The 15,161-nt window shown below is 69.2% G+C and carries 16 protein-coding genes; 4 read left to right on the forward strand and 12 right to left on the reverse strand.

All coding sequences use genetic code 11. From position 1 onward, the window contains the following. Nucleotides 1-2: 2 nt before the first annotated feature. From AC3EGR_RS10480 to AC3EGR_RS10505, 6 genes are all read right to left on the reverse strand, one after another. A complete protein-coding gene (locus AC3EGR_RS10480) occupies nt 3-1,088 on the reverse strand; it encodes a WD40/YVTN/BNR-like repeat-containing protein (RefSeq protein WP_488546416.1) in 1,086 nt (361 codons plus the stop codon). 1 nt (nt 1,089) lies between these two features. Further along, on the reverse strand, nt 1,090-1,359 hold the full coding sequence (locus AC3EGR_RS10485; protein ID WP_488546417.1) for a MoaD/ThiS family protein: 270 nt from the start codon (nt 1,357-1,359) through the stop codon (nt 1,090-1,092). 86 nt (nt 1,360-1,445) lie between these two features. Continuing rightward, nucleotides 1,446-4,595: an efflux RND transporter permease subunit gene (locus AC3EGR_RS10490; RefSeq protein WP_488546418.1), complete on the reverse strand. Its 3,150-nt coding sequence runs from the start codon at nt 4,593-4,595 to the stop codon at nt 1,446-1,448. A gap of 9 nt (nt 4,596-4,604) precedes the next feature. Next, entirely contained in the window at nt 4,605-5,885 is a 1,281-nt protein-coding gene (locus AC3EGR_RS10495; protein ID WP_488546419.1) for an efflux RND transporter periplasmic adaptor subunit, read from the reverse strand. Between the two features lie 167 nt (nt 5,886-6,052). Continuing rightward, nucleotides 6,053-6,499 carry a ribonuclease HI gene (gene rnhA / locus AC3EGR_RS10500; RefSeq protein ID WP_488546420.1) on the reverse strand — a complete coding sequence of 149 codons (447 nt, stop codon included), beginning with the start codon at nt 6,497-6,499 and terminating at the stop codon, nt 6,053-6,055. Beyond that, nucleotides 6,496-7,284 (reverse strand): class I SAM-dependent methyltransferase, encoded by a 789-nt coding sequence (locus AC3EGR_RS10505; protein WP_488546421.1) that lies wholly within the window; start codon nt 7,282-7,284, stop codon nt 6,496-6,498. The genes rnhA and AC3EGR_RS10505 overlap by 4 nt, the downstream gene beginning before the upstream one ends. Between AC3EGR_RS10505 and gloB the strand changes: the two genes are divergently transcribed. The 4 genes from gloB (at nt 7,283) to AC3EGR_RS10525 (ending at nt 10,820) form a co-directional block, all read left to right on the forward strand. Continuing rightward, nucleotides 7,283-8,059: a hydroxyacylglutathione hydrolase gene (gene gloB / locus AC3EGR_RS10510; protein WP_488546422.1), complete on the forward strand. Its 777-nt coding sequence runs from the start codon at nt 7,283-7,285 to the stop codon at nt 8,057-8,059. The two genes, AC3EGR_RS10505 and gloB, sit on opposite strands and share 2 nt — an antisense overlap. Continuing rightward, nucleotides 8,056-9,585: a transglycosylase SLT domain-containing protein gene (locus AC3EGR_RS10515; RefSeq protein WP_488546507.1), complete on the forward strand. Its 1,530-nt coding sequence runs from the start codon at nt 8,056-8,058 to the stop codon at nt 9,583-9,585. The genes gloB and AC3EGR_RS10515 overlap by 4 nt, the downstream gene beginning before the upstream one ends. Before the next feature lie 155 nt (nt 9,586-9,740). Further along, nucleotides 9,741-10,211, forward strand: coding sequence for a YXWGXW repeat-containing protein (locus tag AC3EGR_RS10520; protein WP_488546423.1), 471 nt, complete (start codon nt 9,741-9,743; stop codon nt 10,209-10,211). Nucleotides 10,212-10,367: 156 nt separating this feature from the next. Continuing rightward, a complete protein-coding gene (locus AC3EGR_RS10525; protein WP_488546424.1) occupies nt 10,368-10,820 on the forward strand; it encodes a hypothetical protein in 453 nt (150 codons plus the stop codon). Nucleotides 10,821-10,931: 111 nt separating this feature from the next. Here AC3EGR_RS10525 and AC3EGR_RS10530 read toward each other — a convergent pair whose 3' ends face one another. From AC3EGR_RS10530 to AC3EGR_RS10555, 6 genes are all read right to left on the reverse strand, one after another. After that, on the reverse strand, nt 10,932-11,768 hold the full coding sequence (locus AC3EGR_RS10530; protein WP_488546425.1) for an ABC transporter permease: 837 nt from the start codon (nt 11,766-11,768) through the stop codon (nt 10,932-10,934). After that, a complete protein-coding gene (locus tag AC3EGR_RS10535) occupies nt 11,765-12,586 on the reverse strand; it encodes an ABC transporter ATP-binding protein (RefSeq protein ID WP_488546426.1) in 822 nt (273 codons plus the stop codon). Before AC3EGR_RS10535 ends, AC3EGR_RS10530 begins: the two co-directional genes overlap by 4 nt. Beyond that, nucleotides 12,583-13,617 carry an ABC transporter substrate-binding protein gene (locus tag AC3EGR_RS10540; RefSeq protein WP_488546427.1) on the reverse strand — a complete coding sequence of 345 codons (1,035 nt, stop codon included), beginning with the start codon at nt 13,615-13,617 and terminating at the stop codon, nt 12,583-12,585. The genes AC3EGR_RS10535 and AC3EGR_RS10540 overlap by 4 nt, the downstream gene beginning before the upstream one ends. Before the next feature lie 115 nt (nt 13,618-13,732). Continuing rightward, nucleotides 13,733-14,146, reverse strand: a complete 414-nt coding sequence (locus AC3EGR_RS10545) for an MAPEG family protein (protein ID WP_488546428.1) — start codon at nt 14,144-14,146, stop codon at nt 13,733-13,735. A gap of 3 nt (nt 14,147-14,149) precedes the next feature. Beyond that, nucleotides 14,150-14,743 (reverse strand): recombination mediator RecR, encoded by a 594-nt coding sequence (gene recR, locus AC3EGR_RS10550; RefSeq protein ID WP_488546429.1) that lies wholly within the window; start codon nt 14,741-14,743, stop codon nt 14,150-14,152. An 89-nt stretch (nt 14,744-14,832) separates the two neighbouring features. Then, nucleotides 14,833-15,156 (reverse strand): YbaB/EbfC family nucleoid-associated protein, encoded by a 324-nt coding sequence (locus AC3EGR_RS10555; RefSeq protein WP_488546430.1) that lies wholly within the window; start codon nt 15,154-15,156, stop codon nt 14,833-14,835. Nucleotides 15,157-15,161: the final 5 nt, after the last annotated feature.

Consider the following 15,161-nt stretch of genomic DNA (forward strand, 5'->3'; position numbering starts at 1 on the left):
CGTCAGGCGAAGCGCACCTGCGCGATCGGCGGCAGGTCGCGCGACAGGCAGTGCCACAGCGCACCCTCGTCGTCGCTGAACCAGAGCCCGCCCGTCGTCGACCCCATGGCCAGCATGCGGCCGTCCTCGGCGCACGCGAGCGCGTGCCGGTACACGAGGTGGTACGCGTCCTTGGGCGGCAGCCCGTAGTGCAGCGACTCGAACGTGCGGCCGCCGTCGCGCGTCTCGGTCACCACCACCTGGCCGTCCACCGGCATGCGCTGCGCGTCCGACTGCGCGGGCGCGAACCAGGCCCGCTGCGGATCGCGCGGATGCGCGGCGACCGCGAAGCCGAAGCCGCTGGGCTGCGGCGCGGCGATCGGTTGCCAGTGCAGGCCGCCGTCGGTGCTGCGGTATAGGCCGCAATGGTGCTGCAGCCACAGCACGTCCGGCTGCGACGCGCAGGCCGCGATGCGGTGCACGTCCTGGATGTTGCCGTCGAAGCGGCGCTCCGGCGGCATGTAGCCGCCCGCGTCCAGGCCGTCGGAGGTGTTCTTCCAGCTGCGGCCCGCATCGCGCGTCTGCCACACGCCGCCGCAGGAGATCGCGACGGTCACGTGGTCCGCGTCGCGCGGATCGACCAGGATCGTGTGGATGCCGGCATGGTCGTAGCCCCCGCCCATCCACTCCTTGCGCTCCGGACGGTCCCAGAGGCTGTCCACCAGGCGCCAGCTCCCGCCGCGGTCTTCCGACACGAAGAGCCCGGCAGGCAGCGCGCCGGCCCACAGCCGCCCGCCGCCTGCTTCGAGGCTCCACACGAGGTCCACCGCCCACGGCGTGGGGTCGTCCTTCCACGGGCCATCGGCGGGCTTGGGCGGGAAGGCCGGTGCCGCCACGTCTTCCCAGCTGGCGCCGCCATCGGCGCTGCGCTTGAGCTTCACACCGAAGTGGCCGAGCCGCAGCGCGGCGTACAAGGTGCCGTCCGCCGCGTCGCGCACGACCTGCGTGACCGGTTCGCCGGGAAAGTGCGGCCGCGTGAGCTGCCAGCCGTGCTTGGCGGGCGGGAGGACGAAGAGGCCCTTGCGGGTGGCGACGAGCAGCTGCTGCATCTCAACCTCCTGTGAGCGCCTGGATGACGTGCACGCGGTCGCCGGCGGCGACGTTGCGGCCGAGATCCGTGCGACTGGGGATCATCTCGCCGTTGACGAACACGGCCACGTGCTTGCGCACCGCCCCTTGTTCGTCCAGCACGTAGCCGCGCAGCGCCGGCGCCGCGGCGAACGCCGCATCGAGCACCGCGGCGAGCGAGCCCGCCGCCACGTCCTGCCTCGGGCAGGCCACGTGGCGCGTGAGCGCAGGGGCGAATTCGACGCTTGGCACGGCGGGGGACATTGCACACCTGCCGCGCCGTGGCGGTCAAGGCCTCTCGACGCATTCACCGCGCTGGCGCAGCGGTGAAGGGCCCCCTACTTCGCCAGCACTTCCTTGGCGTGATGAGGCGCGGCCTGTTCCCGGGCTTGCGCCTTGTTCGCACCCGGCACGTCCTTGCGCGCGAACAGCAGGTACATGGTCGGCACCACGAAAACCGTGAGCATCGTGCCCAGGCTCATGCCGCCCACGATCACCCAGCCGATCTGCTGGCGGCTCTCGGCGCCGGCACCGTGCGCGATGGCCAGCGGCAGCGCGCCGAGCACCATCGCACCCGTCGTCATCAGGATCGGGCGCAGGCGCTGCGACGCGGCCTTCACCACCGCGTCCACGGTCTCCATCCCCTGCTCGCGCAGCTGGTTGGCGAATTCCACGATCAGGATGCCGTGCTTGGTGATCAGGCCCACCAGCGTGATCAGGCCGATCTGCGAATACACGTTCAGCGAGCCCCCGGACCACTTGAGCGCCAGCAGCGCCCCGATCATCGACAGCGGCACGGACAGCAGGATCACGAACGGGTCCACGAAGCTTTCGAACTGCGCCGCCAGCACCAGGAAGATGAAGAACAGGGCCAGCACGAACACCACCGCCAGCGCGCCCTGCGAGTTGCGGAATTCGCGCGAGGTGCCGTTCAGCTCCGTCGTGTAGCCGGTCTTCAGCACCTTGGTCGCCGCCTGGTCCATGAACTGCAGCGCCTGGCCCAGCGAGTAGTCGGGCGAGAGGCTGGCGGTGATGGAAGCCGAGCGGCGCTGGCCGAAATGGTTCAGCTCGCGCGGGCTCACGCTCTCGCGCACCTTCACCAGGGCCGACAGCGGGATCATGGTCTCGCTGCGCCCGCGCACGTAGATGCCGTCGATGTCCTCGGGCGTGGTGCGGCCGCTGGCCTGCGTCTGCACGATCACGTCGTACTGCTCGGCGTCGCGCTTGTAGCGCGTGACGATGCGGCCGCCCAGCATGGTCTCCAGCGCCTTGGCCACCACCTCCACGCTCACGCCCATGTCGGCCGCCTTCTCGCGGTCGACGTCGATGCGCAGCTCGGGCTTGTTCAGGCGCAGGTCGATCTGCGGCGACACGATGCCAGGGTTCCTGGCGATCTCGTCCATCATCTGCCGCACCACCCGGTTCAGGTTCTCGTAGCTCTCCGAGGTCTGGATCACGAAGTTGAGCGGCCGTTCACGGAAGCCCTGTCCCAGCGAAGGCGGGGTGATGATGAAGGCGTCCACGCCGGGCAGCGAGTTGGTCTTCGGGGCCAGTTCCCGCGCCATGTCCAGCGTCGTGCGCTCGCGCTCCTCCCAGTCCACCGTGCGGTACACCACGCTGGCCTGCGACACCGTGGGGTTGCCCACGTTGGCGAAGACGCGGTCGAACTCCTTGTAGGGCGCACCCAGCTTCTCCAGCGCCTGCGCGTAGCGGTCGGTGTAGTCCAGCGTGGAGCCATCCGGCGCGTTGACGCTGGCGAGGATGGTGCCTCGGTCCTCCAGCGGCGACAGCTCGGACTTCATGGTGGGCCACACGGCAGCGATGGCCAGCGCGCTGGCGAGCATCACGCCGATCACCAGCCAGCGCGCCTGCAGCAGCGCGCCCGTGAGGCGGCTTGCCCCCGGTTTCGGCTGCCAGCGCGTGAGCAGCACCCAGCGCAGCGCGCGGGCGTAGCGGCTGGACAGGGCGGTCAGCCAGCGCTCCATGTGCGCGTCGAACCAGGTCGGGTTCGGGTTGTGGCGCAGCAGCTTGGAACACATCATGGGCGTGAGCGTCAACGCCACGAAGCCCGACACCAGCACCGAGCCGGCCAGCGCCAGCGCGAACTCCACGAACAGCTTGCCCGTGCGCCCCGGCGTGAAGGCCAGCGGCGCGTACACGGCCACCAGCGTGAGGGTCATCGTGATGATCGCAAAACCGATCTCGCGCGCACCCTTGATGGCGGCGGAGAACGGGTCCAGCCCTTCCTCGATGTGCCGGAAGATGTTCTCCAGCATGACGATGGCGTCGTCCACCACCAGCCCGATGGCCAGCACCAGCGCCAGCAGCGTCAGCGTGTTCACCGAGAAGCCGGCCAGCGCCATCATCGCGAACGTGCCGATCAGGCTCACCGGGATGGTGATGATCGGGATGATGGACGCGCGGACCGTGCGCAGGAACACGAAGATCACCAGCGCGACCAGGAGGATCGCCTCGACGATGGTGCGGTAGACGTTCTTCACCGACCGGTCGATGAACAGCGAGTTGTCGTTCGCCACGTCGATGGTGATGTCGGTCGGCAGGTCCGACTTGAGCTTGGGGATCATCTCCCGCACGCCTTCGGACAGCTGCAAGGGGTTGGCCGTGGCCTGGCGGATCACGCCGGCGGAGATGGCGTTCTTGCCGTTCAGGCGCACGCGGCTGCGCTCGTCGGCGGCGCTTTCCTCCACGCGCGCGACGTCGCGCACCTTCACGGGGAAGCCGTTGACGCTCTTGACCACGATCTCGCCGAACTGCGCGGGACGCACCAGGTCGGTCTGCGAGGTCACGCTGAACTCGCGCTGCTGCGACTCGATGCGGCCGGCGGGCAGTTCCAGGTTGCTGCGGCGGATCGCGTCTTCCACGTCCTGCGTGGTCAGGCGGTAGCCGCCCAGCTTGTCCGGGTCCAGCCAGACGCGCATGGCGTACTTGCGTTCGCCGTAGATGCGCACGTCGGCCACGCCGGTCACCGTCTGCAGGCGCGGCTTGACGATGCGGTTGACCAGGTCGTTGATCTGCAGCGGGTTGAGCGTGTCGCTGGTGAAGGCCAGCCAGATCACCGGGAAGGCGTCGGCTTCCACCTTGGCGATCACCGGTTCGTCGATCGACTGGGGCAGCTTGTTGCGCACCCGTGAAGTGCGGTCGCGTACCTCCGCCGCCGCGGCATCGGCATCCTTCTCCAGCCGGAAGCGCACCTGGATCTGGCTCTGCTCGGCGCGGCTGATGGAGGTGATGACGTCGACCGCGTCGATGCCGGCGATGGAGTCCTCCAGCGGCTTGGTGACCTGCGACTCGATCACCTCGGCGGAAGCACCGGGGTACTTCACGCTCACCGTGACCATCGGTTCGTCGATCTTGGGGTACTCGCGCACGGACAGCCGGGTGAAGCTCACCAGGCCGACCAGCAGCACGAGCAGCGACAGCACCGTCGCGAACACCGGGCGGCGGATGGCGATCTCGGGCAACTGCATGGCTGGTCCTCAGCTCGCGCGCGGGCGGCCGGCGCCGCCGCTGCCCGGCGCGCAGGGATTGCCGCGCATCGAGGTCGACGCGTCCAGCGCCACGGCGCTGCGCCCGGGTCCGCCGGCCGGAGCGGCGCCGGCGGCCGCCGTCGGACTGCCGTAGCCGCCGCGCAGGTCCAGCACGCGCACCGGCGTGCCGTCCTTGGTGATGCGCTGCTGCCCCGCCGTGACCACGAGGTCGCCGGGCATCAGGCCTTCGGTGATCTCCACCTTGCCCGGCTGGCGGATGCCGACCTTGATTTCCACGCGCTGCGCGATGCGGGTGTCCTGGTCCGGTCCGTCCACGAGCTTGTAGACGTACTGGCGGCCGCCCTGCGGCACGATCGCCTCCTCGGGAATCACGCGCGCGCCCTCGCGCACGCCGAACACCGGCGTCACGCGGGCGAACATGCCGGGGCGCAGCTGCATCTGGCGGTTGTCGATGCAGCCGCGCACGCCGACGGAACGGCCATTGGCGTCCAGCAGCGGGTCCACCGCCTGGATGAACGCGTTGAAGTGCTGGCCCGGCAAGGCGTCGAGCTCGATCAGCGCCGTCTGGCCCGGGCGCACCTTGGTCTGGAAGCGCTCCGGCAGCCGGAAGTCCACGTACATCACATCGAGGTCCTCGATGTTCACGATGTCCGCGCCGTCCTTGAGGTAGTCGCCCACGCTGACGTTGCGGATGCCGGCGATGCCGTCGAAGGGGGCGATGATCTTCAGGCGCGCGAGCGTCGCGCGGGCCAGCGCCAGCTTGGCCTCCGCCACCTGCACGTTGGCCGCGCTCTCGTCGACCGCGCGCTGGGCGATGAACTTCTGCTCCACCAGTTCGACGTTGCGCTTGTGGTTGGCGCGGGCGATGGACAGCTCCGCCTCCGCCTGCTTGACCTGCGCCTGGGGCAGCTGGTCATCGAGCTGCACCAGCAGCTGGCCGCGGCGCACGCGTTCGGCATCGCGGAAGTTGATCTGGGTGACGCGGCCCGAGACCTCGGGGCGCAACATCACGCTCTGGCGCGAACGCAGGCTGCCCACGGCCTGGGCGTCATCGGTCAGTTGCAGGATCTCCACGCGCGCCACTTCCACCGAAGGGACGCCCGCGCGGCCGCCCTGGGCGTTGCCCGGGGCTGCCTTCGCCGGCGTGCCCGGCGCGGCGTCGGCCACCGCTTCGGCCTGCCGCGGCTTGTGCTGGTACCACCACGCGGCACCCGATGCAGCGGCGATGCCGACGACGGCGACCACGCTGTAGATGGACTTCGATCCCATGAATTGCTGATCCGTGGAGAGTGGCGGTGCGCTCAAGCGCGGGCGGCGCCTGGCCAAACGATGCAATGTAACAGGCGGTGTGCAATCTGGCGTAGTCGGAGCCACCCGCGAACCCCGGTTGCCGACACGCGGCACGCCTCATTTACCGCGTCTTTACACCGCCCGCCTCAGCCCCCGCCGATGCTCGCCACCCCAAGGTTGGCCAGCGCATCCGCCCGCTCGTTGCCGGGGTGCCCGTTGTGGCCGCGCACCCAGCGCCAGTCCACGACGTGCCCCCCCTCCAGGAGCAGATCATCCAGCCGCCGCCACAGTTCCGCATTCTTCACCGGCTGCTTGCTGGCGGTCTTCCAGCCCTTGGCCTTCCAGCCGGGCAGCCACTCGGTGATGCCCTTGAGCACGTACTGGCTGTCCAGGTACAGCGTCACGGCGCACGGCCTCTTGAGCGCCTCCAGCGCCTGGATCACGGCCATCAGCTCCATGCGGTTGTTGGTGGTGTTGCGCTCCCCGCCGTACAGCTCCTTCTGGGTGGCGCCGGAGCGCAGGAGCACGCCCCAGCCGCCCGGACCGGGATTGCCCTTGCAGGCCCCGTCCGTGTAGATCTCGACTTCGTTCATTCGACAAGTGTGGCTTCGCGCGCCTCGCGCGTGCTGCGGTTGGTGATGGGCACGGGCGCGGTCGCGATCCGCTTGGCCTTCTTCCAGGCCGGGCCGATGAGCCGCACGCCCCGCACCCGCTTGACCGCGACGATGAAATAGACGGCGCCGAAGATCGGCCAGGAGCGCTCGCCCACGGCGTCCATCCACGAAAAGCGTTCCAGCCACTTTTCGCTGGCGAACGCGGGCCGGTAGCAGCCGAAGCTGCTGGTCTCGACCTCGAAACTCAGGAGGCGCAGCCAGTCGCGCAGGCGCCAGTAGCCGATGAAATCGCCGGCGTCCGGCAGGTAAAGCTCGCCGAAGCCGAGGCGGCGGTATACGTGCGCGCGCCGCTGGCGCAGGCCCCACAGGCTCGCGGGATTGAGGCAGCAGATCACGACCTTGCCTTCCGGCACCAGCACGCGCTCGACCTCGCGCAGCGTCGCGTGCGGGTCGAGGTTCAGCTCCAGCGAGTGCGGCAGGACCACCAGGTCCAGGCTGTTCTCCTCGAAGGGCAGCGCGCTGAAGTCGGTGACCAGGTCGGGCTTGACCAGCCCCTCGTCGGCGTCGGTGCCGCTGAGGGCGAGCCACTTGTGGGGCATGCGGTTGGCGCGCAGCGCGTCCAGCTCCGGCAGGCCCATTTGCAGCGCGTGGTAACCGAACATGTCGCCGACCGCGTTGTCGAACGCCGCGCTTTCCCAGGCGAGCAGGACCCGGCCGGGCGGCGTCTCGAACCACTGCTGCATTCCTATAATCCGCTCGCTCATGAGGCTGATCCCGCTTCCCGCTTTCCAGGACAATTACCTGTGGCTGCTGCACGACGGGCAGCGGGCGCTGGTCGTCGACCCCGGCGACGCCGGCCCGGTGCAGGCCTTCCTGGCGGACCAGGGCCTGCAACTGGAAGCGATTCTAGTCACCCATCACCACCCGGACCACGTGGGCGGGGTCGATGCGCTGCGCGATGCGACGGGCGCGCGGGTGTACGGCCCGGCCCGCGAGCGCATCCCTGAGCCGCTGGCGCGGCTGGCGCAAGGCGACCAGGTGGAGGTCCTGGGCCTGCGTTTCAACGTGCTGGACGTGCCCGGGCATACCGCCGGCCACATCGCGTATTACACGCCGGAGATGGACGGCGCTCCCCTCCTCTTCTGCGGGGATACCCTGTTCTCCGGGGGCTGCGGGCGCCTCTTCGAGGGCACGGCGGCCCAGATGTTCGACTCCCTGGCCAAGCTGGCCGCCCTGCCCGGGGCGACCCGGGTCTGCTGCACGCACGAATACACCCTGTCAAACCTGAAATTTGCCACAGCCGTCGAACCTGGCAATTCCCAGCTGAACCATTACCGGCAACAATGCGAGCAAATGCGCTCGCACGGCGAGCCCACGCTGCCCTCCACGATCGCCGTGGAGAACGGCATCAACCCTTTCCTGCGTACCCGCGAGCCGGCGGTGGCGCAGGCCGCCCGGGGGCACGACCCGGCGGCGGACCCGGCAGATCCGGTCGCGGTGTTCGCGGCCCTGCGCCAATGGAAGAACGAGTTCAGATGAAGAAGTACAAGCTGCTCGCCCTCACCGCCGCCGTCGCGCTGGCCGGTTGTGCCACGACCACGGGTCCGGACGGCACTGCGCCGCTGGAGAGCCGCGAGGCCACCACGGCGCAGGCCAGGCCCGCCCAGCCGTCGGTGATTCCCGAAGGTCCCTTGTCCGCGATCCAGTCCTCCGACCTGAGCTCGCAGTCGGTGACCTCGCTGGAGCCGCCGCCCGACCTGTGGGCGCGCATCCGCCGGGGCTTCGCCATGCCGAACCTCGAGAACGACCTGGTGCGGCAGCAGGAGCAGTGGTACGCCACGCGGCCCGACTACATGCAGCGCATGACGGACCGCTCCCGCAAGTACCTGTTCCACATCGTCGAGGAACTCGAGCGGCGCAACATGCCCACCGAGCTGGCGCTGCTGCCCTTCATCGAGAGCGCCTTCAACCCGCAGGCCGTCTCCAGCGCACGCGCCGCAGGCATGTGGCAGTTCATGCCCGCCACGGGCAAGGACTACGACCTGAAGCAGAACGTGTTCCGCGACGACCGGCGCGACGTGCTCGCCTCCACCCGCGCGGCGCTCGACTACCTGCAGCGCCTGTACGGCATGTTCGGCGACTGGCACCTGGCGCTCGCCGCGTACAACTGGGGCGAAGGCAACGTTGCGCGCGCGGTCGCGCGCAACCAGCGCATGGGCCAGGGCGCCGGCTACACCGACCTGAGCATGCCCAACGAGACGCGCAATTACGTGCCGAAGCTGCAGGCGATGAAGAACATCATCACCAACCCCGCGCAGTTCCGTGCCGACCTGCCGACGGTCGACAACCATCCGTACTTCCAGTCGGTCACGCTCAGCCGCGACCTGGACGTGGAACTTGCGGCGCGTCTGGCCGACGTGCCGATCGACGACTTCAAGGCGCTCAACCCGCAATTGAACCGGCCGGTGATCCTGGCGGCGGGCACGGGGCAGATCCTGCTGCCCTGGGACAACGCCACGGTCTTCAAGCGCAACTTCGAGGGCTACGACCAGGGCCGCTTCGCGAGCTGGACGGCCTGGAGCGCACCGTCCACCATGAGCGTGGGCGAAGCCGCGCGCCGGGTGGGCTGGAGCGAGAACGAACTGCGCACTGTCAACAGCATCCCCCCGCGCATGTTGATCAAGGCAGGCTCGGTGCTGATCGTGCCCCGCGGGGGCAGCACGAAGAACGACGTGGCCAGCCATGTCGCCGACAACGGCCAGCTGAGTCTCGCACCCGAGATCACCACGCGCCGCACGGTGGTCCGCGCGGGCAAGCGCGACACCGTCACCAGCATCGCGCATCGCTACAAGCTCAGCGCCGCGCAGGTGGCGGAGTGGAACGACGTGGGTACCTCGGCCGGCTTCAAGCCGGGCCAGCAGGTGGTGCTGCACCTGCCCGCGCGCAGCCTCGCGCGCGCGCCGGTGCAGGTGAACTCCCGCAACGTGAAGCAGGTCGCCACGCGGCCCGCCGCCAAGGGCACGGGCAAAGCGGCGGCGAAGAAGCCGGTGGCCAGGCACCGGTGAGTGCAAACACGGGCGCTGCTGTGAAGCGCCCGTAAAGCTTGGAATGTTCGCGTCCACGTGCAGGACGACTCCGACGGTGGTTGCCGCCAAGGGCTGATGCCCGTGGCGCGCCCCAGGCCCGACAGTCTGGGTATTGAATCCACAGGAGTTATGAGATGCGTAACAAGACTCTCCTAGGCGCCGCCCTCGCAGCCGCCCTCATGGGCTTCGGCGCCGCCGCGCAAGCGCAGTACAACGCCGTCGTGTCGTCCGCGCCGCCCCCGCCGCGCCATGAAACCGTCCCGGGCCCCCGCGCGGGCTGGGTGTGGGCGCCCGGCCACTACGAGTACCGCGGCAACGAGTACAGCTGGGTGGAAGGCCACTGGATGCGTGAGCGCGCCGGCTACGAGTACCGCGAGGCGCGCTGGGTACAGCGCGGCGACGGCAGCTGGGTGCTGGTGGGCAACAACTGGGAACAGCGCATGGCCAAGCGTGAAGCGCGCCGGGAAGAGCGCCGCGAAGAGCGCATGGCGCCCAACGGCGACTTCGACCGCGACGGCATCGCCAACCAGTACGACCGTGACATCGACGGCGACGGCGTGCGCAACGGGCGCGACCGTTCCCCGTACAACGCCCGTCGCAGCTGACCTGCGCACCGATGCACCAAGGGGCCTGCGGGCCCCTTTTTGCTTGTCATGCTTTCGAGTAAGGCCTCCTCCCACCTTCTTGACAGGGCTGGTCCGATGGCGCGGGCGGCCGGCCCGGCCCATCATGGATGCATTCCAATTTGCAGAGGTGCAGACATGAAAAACAGGATTGCATTCGGCGCCGCCCTCGTGGCCTCCATGATGGCGCTCGGCACGGCCGCCCACGCGCAGACGGGCCCGCGCCATGACATGGACCGCGACGGCATCCAGAACCGCTATGACCGCGACCGCGACGGCGACGGCGTGCGCAACGGGCGCGACCCGAAGCCGAACGTGCGCAACGGCACGCGAGTGGCGCGGGTCGACCGCTTCGGCCCCTACGGCGACATCGACCGCGACGGGATCCCGAACCGCCGCGACGGCGACCGCGACGGCGACGGCTTCGCCAACAAGAGCGACCCGAATCCAAACGTGTTCAACCGCACGCGCATCGTGCGCGGTCACGACATGGACGGCGACGGCATCGCCGACCGCTCCGATCGCGATCGCGACGGCGACCGCGTGGCCAACGGGCGCGACCGCTTCCCGAACGATCCGCGGCGCACGTAAGCGCGGCGCGTGCCCGTCATCCCCGCGTGGGCGGGGACCCACGGCATCCTGAAAGCAAAAGCGGCCCCCGGGCCGCTTTCTTCTGGCTTCCCGCCGGCGCGCGAACGACGGTCAGAGCTTCTCCGTCTCCCCCTGCCGCGGCTGCCACTTCATCAGGCTGCGCTCCATCCTGCCCACCAGCGCATCCAGCGCCAGGGCGAACGCCGTCAGCACCACGATCCCCGCGAACACGGTGTTCACGTCGAAGGTGCCTTCCGCCTGCAGGATCAGGTAGCCGACGCCGCGGGCGGAGCCCAGGTACTCGCCCACCACCGCGCCGACGAAGGCGAGCCCCACCGAGGTGTGCAGGCTGGAGAACACCCAGCTCGTGGCGCTGGGGAGGTACACCGTCCGCAGCAGCTGCTTGCGGCTGGCGCCCAGCATGCGTGCATTGGCCAGCACCACGGGGCTCACCTCGCGCACGCCCTGGTACACGTTGAAGAACACGATGAAGAACACCAGCGTGACCGCCAGGGCCACCTTGCTCCAGATGCCCAGCCCGAACCACAGCGCGAAGATCGGCGCCAGGATCACGCGGGGCATGGAGTTGGCGGCCTTGATGTAGGGATCCAGAATGGCGCCCGCCACCGGCGCGAGCGCGAGCCACAGGCCCATGGCCAGCCCCAGGGCCGTGCCGATCCCGAAGGCCAGCACCGTCTCCAGCAGCGTCACGCCCAGGTGCTGGTAGATGTCCGCGCGGCCCGCAAGCCCGTCGGGGAAGGCCGCGTTCGCGGGGATCGTGAACGGCAGGAACCAGCTCCAGATGCGTCCCGCCACCGCGACCGGCTCGCCGAAGAAGAAGGCCATCTGCTCGTTGCGCGACAGAAGGTGCCAGAGCACCAGCGTCACCACCAGCACGCTGGCCTGCCAGGCGCGAAGGCGCTGCCGGCTCGGCGGCGTGCGCGTCACGCCGCCACCTTCAGCTGCTGCGCATAGCCCTTGAGCACCTCGTCGCGCAGCACCGCCCAGATGCTCGCATGCAGCTCCACGAAGCGCGGGTGCATGCGGACCTCGGCCACGTCGCGCGGCCTCGGCAGGTCGATCGCGAACTCGCCCATGGGGCGCGTGGCCGGTCCCGCGGAGAGCACGACCACGCGGTCGCTCATGGCGATCGCCTCGTCCAGGTCGTGCGTGATGAAGAGGACGGCCTTGCGCTTGGCCGCCCACAGCTCCAGCACTTCGTTCTCCATCAGCTGCCGGGTCTGGATGTCCAGCGCGCTGAAGGGTTCGTCCATGAGGATGATGTCCGGGTCCAGCGCCAGCACCTGCGCCAGGGCCGTGCGCTTGCGCATGCCGCCGGAGAGCTGGTGCGGATAGCGGTCGCCGAATCCCGCGAGGCCCACGCGTGCGAGCCAGGCTTCGGCCTGCGCACGGGCCTCCGCATCGGACACGCCGCGGTACTGCAGGCCGACCATCACGTTGTCGAGCGCGCTGCGCCAGGGCATGAGCGCCTCGGACTGGAACATGTAGCCGGCGCGCGGGTTGATGCCCGCCAGCGGCTCGCCGAAGACACGCACCTCGCCGGAGGAAGGCTCGAGCAGGCCGGCAGCGATGTTGAGCAACGTGGACTTGCCGCAGCCCGTGGGCCCGACCACCGAGACGAACTCGCCGGCCGCGACGTGCAGCGTGGTCGCCGCGACGGCGGTGTAGCGCGCATCGCGCTCCTCGCTGGAGACGAAGGTGACGCCGATGTCGCGGAGTTCGAGCGCGTGCAACGCCGCGCTCACGCCTTGTACTTTTCCTTGGCGCGCCGGGCGAAGTCGTTGGTGTAGGTCTTCGCCAGGTCGATCTTCTCGGACTTGACCGAGGGCTCGAAGCTGGCCAGCGCCTTGAGCGCCGTCTTCGCGCCATCGTCCGGCAGCACGCCGTCGACGGCAATCGCCTCGCGCACCTTGTTGAAGGAAGCCAGGTAGAGCGCGCGGTCCCCGAGCAGGTAGCTCTCGGGCACCGTCTTGATGATGTCGCTCGGGCCCGCCGTCTGCAGCCACTTGAGGCCGTGCACGATGGCGTTGGCCAGCGCCTGGCAGGTGTTGGGGTTCTGCCGCACGAAATCCGAGTGGGTGTAGAAGCAGGCGGCCGGCATGGGGCCGCCGAAGACGTCCTGCGTGCCCTTGAGCGTGCGCGTGTCGCTGATGATGCGCACGTCGCCCTTCTGCTCCAGCATGGTCATCACCGGGTCGGTGTTGGTCATCGCGTCGATCTGGCCGGAGCGCAGTGCCGCCAGTGCGCCCGCGCCCGTGCCCACGCCCACGTAGCTCACCTCGCTGGCCTTGACGCCGGCGCGGGAGAGCACGAGGTTGGCCACCATGTTGGTGGAGGAGCCCGGCGCGGACACGCCGATCTTCTTGCCGCGCAGGTCGGGCAGGCCCTTGTAGTTGGGCATCCCCTTGACCGACACGCCCATCGCGATCTGCGGCGCCCGCCCCATGAGCACGATCGACTGGATGAACTGGTTCTTGGACTGCATGTTGATCGTGTGCTCGTAGGCACCGCTCACCACGTCCGCCGAATTGCCCATGAGGGCCTGCAGCGCCTTGGCGCCGCCGGCGAAGTCCGAGATCTCCACATCGAGGCCCTCGGCCTTGAAGTAGCCCAGTTGCTCCGAGATGGTCAGGGGAAGGTAATAGAAGGCCGCCTTGCCACCCACCGCGATCGAGACCTTGGTCTTCTCCAGCTTGCCCTGCGCGCGCACCGAAGGAGCGGCCACGGCCGCGGCGGCGAGCAGCGCGAAGCGCCGGCGGTTCAGGGTTGTCGTCATGGCAGGCCTCACCTCTGGATTCTTCTGGGAATGCGCGCAGGTTAGGCGCCATGCTGCAACGCCGCATCGGGACGATCCCGTGCGGGTTTTCACGTAACGAGAATACCCAGAGGCCTCAGTGCCAGGCGCTGAGGAAGATCGCGATGTTGATCAGGAACGCGAGCGCCCAGATCGCCGAGCGCGCCGTGCCCAGCCCGCCCACGTACATCGCTACGTACATGATCCGCAGCAGCACGAAGAGCACCGCCAGGATGTCCAGGCGCGTCTGCGCCGCCCCCAGCAGGTGGGCGATGATCACCGCGCCGATGAAGAAAGGCAATGCCTCGAAGCTGTTGGCCTGCGCCGCGTCGGCGCGGGCCTGCCAGCCCTGCTGGCGCGCGAGCCAGCCGCGCGGGTCGTTGTTGTCGTAGCCGCCCTTGCTGCGCGGCTTGCCGAACCCCTTGGACTTCGCCAGGTACGCGCAGGCATAGGGCAGCAGCACCGCCAGCAGCACGCACCAGTACGCCACCGTCATGCGGGCGTAGTTCATCTTCTACCTGCTCCTCCGGTCCACCAGCGCATGCGCGATGGTCCCCAAATCGACGTATTCGAGTTCGCTGCCCGCCGGCACGCCGCGCGCCAGCCGCGTGACCTTCAGGCCCTTCTGCTTCAGCGCTTCGGCGATGACGTGCGCCGTGGCTTCACCCTCCGCGGTGAAGTTGGTGGCGAGGATCACCTCCTGCACCTCGCCGTTGGTGGCGCGCGTGAACAGCTTGCCCAGCCCGATGTCGCGCGGGCCGATGCCGTCCAGCGGGCTGAGCTTTCCCATCAGCACGAAGTACAGCCCGTCGTAGGCCTGCGTGCGCTCCAGCGCCGCCTGGTCCGCGGGCGTCTCGACCACGCACAGCTTGCTGCGGTCCCGCTGCGGACTGCGGCAGGTGGCGCAGACCTCGTCCTCGGTGAAGGTGTGGCACTCGCTGCAGTGGCGCACCTTGCGCGCGGCCTGCTCCAGCGCCCGCGAGAGCACCTGGGCGCCTTCGCGGTCGTGCTGCAGCAGGTGGAAGGCCATGCGCGAGGCGGACTTGACGCCCACCCCGGGAAGGCGCCGCAGCGCCTCGACCAGTGCCTGGAGGGAAGCTTCGGCCATCAAGCCGCCGGCGAGCCGGCGCGACGCGGCTTGCGCCCGCTCGGGGCGCAGCGACTACACGCCGTGCGAAGCGCGGGGGTCCACATCCGTCAGAACGGCAGCTTCATGCCGGGCGGCAGGCCCGCGGTGAGCTTGCCCATCTTTTCCTGCGAGGTCTCTTCGGCCTTGCGCACGGCGGCATTGAAGGCGGCGGCCACGAGGTCTTCCAGCATGTCCTTGTCGTCGCCCAGCAGGCTGGGATCGATGGTCACGCGCTTGACGTCGTGCTTGCAGGTCATGACGACCTTCACGAGGCCGGCGCCGGATTCGCCGCTCACCTCGATGGTGGCGAGCTCTTCCTGCGCCTTCTTCAGGTTGTCCTGCATCTGCTGGGCCTGTTTCATCAGGCCGGCGAGCTGTCCCTTGTTGAACATGGTGG

It is taken from the genome of Ramlibacter sp. G4-7, from assembly GCF_057784995.1.